This is a genomic window from Albidovulum sp. (genome assembly GCF_008933605.1).
Classification (GTDB): domain Bacteria; phylum Pseudomonadota; class Alphaproteobacteria; order Rhodobacterales; family Rhodobacteraceae; genus Albidovulum.
Map to the genome: position 1 here is coordinate 1 of NZ_WBUS01000261.1, position 2,681 is coordinate 2,681.

The 2,681-nt window shown below is 70.4% G+C and carries 4 protein-coding genes; 3 read left to right on the plus strand and 1 reads right to left on the minus strand.

Annotation, left to right across the window (positions count from 1 at the left end; genetic code table 11):
• On the minus strand, positions 1–665 hold a 665-nt coding region (locus tag F9K34_RS18485), incomplete at its 3' end, for a metal ABC transporter solute-binding protein, Zn/Mn family (RefSeq protein ID WP_291338569.1).
• Between the two features lie 93 nt (positions 666–758).
• Here F9K34_RS18485 and F9K34_RS18490 point away from each other — a divergent pair.
• From F9K34_RS18490 to F9K34_RS18500, 3 genes are all read left to right on the plus strand, one after another.
• Positions 759–1,244 carry a Fur family transcriptional regulator gene (locus tag F9K34_RS18490; RefSeq protein WP_291338572.1) on the plus strand — a complete coding sequence of 162 codons (486 nt, stop codon included), beginning with the start codon at positions 759–761 and terminating at the stop codon, positions 1,242–1,244.
• Positions 1,241–2,029: a metal ABC transporter ATP-binding protein gene (locus F9K34_RS18495; RefSeq protein ID WP_291338570.1), complete on the plus strand. Its 789-nt coding sequence runs from the start codon at positions 1,241–1,243 to the stop codon at positions 2,027–2,029. The genes F9K34_RS18490 and F9K34_RS18495 overlap by 4 nt, the downstream gene beginning before the upstream one ends.
• Positions 2,022–2,681 (plus strand): iron chelate uptake ABC transporter family permease subunit (locus F9K34_RS18500; protein ID WP_291338571.1); only part of this gene is annotated, 660 nt, incomplete at its 3' end. The genes F9K34_RS18495 and F9K34_RS18500, both read left to right, overlap by 8 nt.

Sequence of the window (2,681 nt, forward strand, 5' to 3'; positions counted from 1 at the left end):
CCCTCCGCCAGGCTGCCCGTGACGCCGAGCCCGTAGTGGCCCGTGAAATAGCCATAGGCGGCATGGCCGAAGATCAGCCCCTTGCCCTGCGCCGGCGCAAGACGACCGGCAAGCGCGGCGTCCAGCGCCGCGATGCTCTCCTGTGCGGCAGCGGCATTGGCGCGATAGGCGGCTTCGTTCTCCGGGTCGAACGCCGCCAGCCGTTCGGCGATGGCGCCGAGCCAGAGTGCGGCATTGGCCGGATCGAGCCAGGCATGGGGGTCGGTGTCGCCGTGATCATGGGCATCGCCGTGATCATGACCCTCTGCCTGGGGCGCGCTGCCGTCGCCATGGCCGATGAGGAACGTTCCCGGCAGTTCGAGCAGCGCCATGTCCTGCCCCTCGTGCCCGCTGTCGAGTGCGTGGCCGAGCGAGGGTGTCATTTCCGGCCCGATCCACACGACGAGTCCGGCCGATTTCAGGGCGCGCAGCTGCGACGGACGAAGCTGGAAGTCATGCGCGTCCGCGCCTCGGTCGAGCAGCAGGCCGGGCGCGCCGAGATCGCCCATCACCATCGCGACGAGCGAGTGGACGACCGGCGTATCGGCGACCACCTGCGGCACGTCGGCGCTCGCCGGCAGGGCCGCCAGGGCGGCCACGGCGGCCATGCGCAACGGGGACGGCATCGGGACCTCCTTCGCTCTTGTCGGGCCTCGCGAGATATCATATGTAATATCATAACATGTCAAGGGGACCTCGCCTTGCCTGAACCTGAGCCGATGGGTGACCCGGCAGTTGCCTTTGCCGCGCATGACCATGCCCGCTGCGCCGGCGGGGTGCTGGCGCGGGCCGAGGCGGTCAGTGCGGCCGCCGGCGCGCGTCTCACGCCGGTCCGGCGCCGGACGCTGGAAATCCTTCTGCAATCGCACCGCGCGCTCGGCGCCTACGAGGTGCTGGAGCGGTTGGCGGAGGAGGGCTTCGGCAACCAGCCGCCTGTCGCCTACCGTGCGCTCGATTTCCTTGTCGGACAGGGGCTCGCCCACCGCATCCGCCGGCTCAACGCCTTTGCCGCCTGCATGCATCCGGGCGAGACTCACAGCCCGGTATTCCTGATCTGTCGCACTTGCGACGCCGTGGCCGAGGCGCCGGCCGAGACTGTGCGCCATGCTCTGGCGGAGGTTGCGGACGCGATCGGTTTTCGGGTGGAGCGGATGAACGTCGAGGCTCTCGGCCTTTGCCCCGCCTGCGCGGAGGGTGCGGAATGAGGCTCATCGAAGCCGCCCGCCTCAGCATCCGCCACGGCACGCAGACGGTCCTCGAGAATGTCGACTTCGCCATCTCGGCCGGCGAGATCGTGACCATCGTCGGCCCGAACGGGTCGGGTAAATCCACGCTCGTCCGGGCGCTGATCGGCCTGGAGCGGCCGGCGTCCGGGACGGTCCTGCGCCGGCCGGGCCTGGGCATCGGCTACGTGCCTCAGCGGCTGCATCTCGATGCCGCGCTGCCGATGACCGTGGAGCGGTTTCTCTCCCTGCCACGGCGGGTGGGCGGGGACGAAGCGGCGCGCGCGCTCGACCGGACCGGCGTTCCGGGCGTGCAGGGCCGGCAGGTCGCCTCGCTCTCGGGCGGGCAGTTGCAGAGGGTTCTGCTTGCCCGCGCCCTTCTGGCCCGCCCCGAGATCCTCATGCTCGACGAGCCGACGCAGGGGCTCGACCAGCCGGGAACGGCGGCCTTCTACCGGCTGGTCGAGGAAGTGCGGCGCGATACGGGCGTCGCGGTTCTGATGGTCAGCCACGACCTCCATGTGGTCATGAGCGCGTCCGACCGCGTCATCTGCCTCAACGGCCATGTCTGCTGCGAGGGGACGCCGAAGGTGGTATCGGCCGCGCCAGAGTACCGCGCGCTCTTCGGGGCGGGGACGGGCGGGGCGTTCGCGCTCTATCGCCATGTCCACGATCATGCGCATGACGGCACCGCGGGCCACGATCATCCCCAGGGCCATGACCACGGCCACAATCACGCGCACCGACACGAGGGCGAGGATGCCTGACGCCTTCCTGATCATGGCCGGACTTGCCGGCATCGGCCTGATGCTGTCGGCCGGCCCGCTTGGCGCCTTCGTCGTCTGGCGGCGGATGGCCTACATGGGCGACGCGACCGCGCATGCCGCGATCCTCGGGGTGGCGCTGGCGCTCGCCTCCGGCCTTCCCGTTGCAGCGGGGACGTCGGTCGTGGCGCTCCTGATGGCGCTGGCCGTGACCGTGCTCAGCAACCGCGGGAGGGCGGCCGACACCGCGCTGGGCGTCCTCGCCCATTCGGCGCTGGCCTTCGGCCTTGTCGCCGTGTCGTTCCTGCCGAATGTCCGCTCCGACCTCTCGTCCTGGCTCTTCGGCGATGTGCTGACGGTGGCGATGGACGATCTTCTCTGGATCTGGGTCGGCTCCGGGGCGGTTCTGGCGCTCCTCGTCTGGCGGTGGGACGCGCTCTTGAGCGTGACGGTGAATGAGGAACTGGCGCAGGCGGCCGGCATCGACCCGCGGCGGGAGAAGCTGATCCTGACGCTTGCGCTCGCCCTGGTCGTCGCGGTGGCGCTGAAGATCGTCGGCGCGCTTCTCATCGCCGCGCTTCTGATCATTCCGGCCGCCACCGCCCGCGCCCTTGCCCGCACGCCGGAGGCGATGGCGGCCTGGGCGGTGGTGGTG

Bases quoted from the DNA above. Each gene is read 5' to 3' on its own strand.
- F9K34_RS18490 (WP_291338572.1), top strand. From the start codon at position 759: ATGGGTGACCCGGCAGTTGCCTTTGCCGCGCATGACCATGCCCGCTGC.
- F9K34_RS18495 (WP_291338570.1), top strand. From the start codon at position 1,241: ATGAGGCTCATCGAAGCCGCCCGCCTCAGCATCCGCCACGGCACGCAG.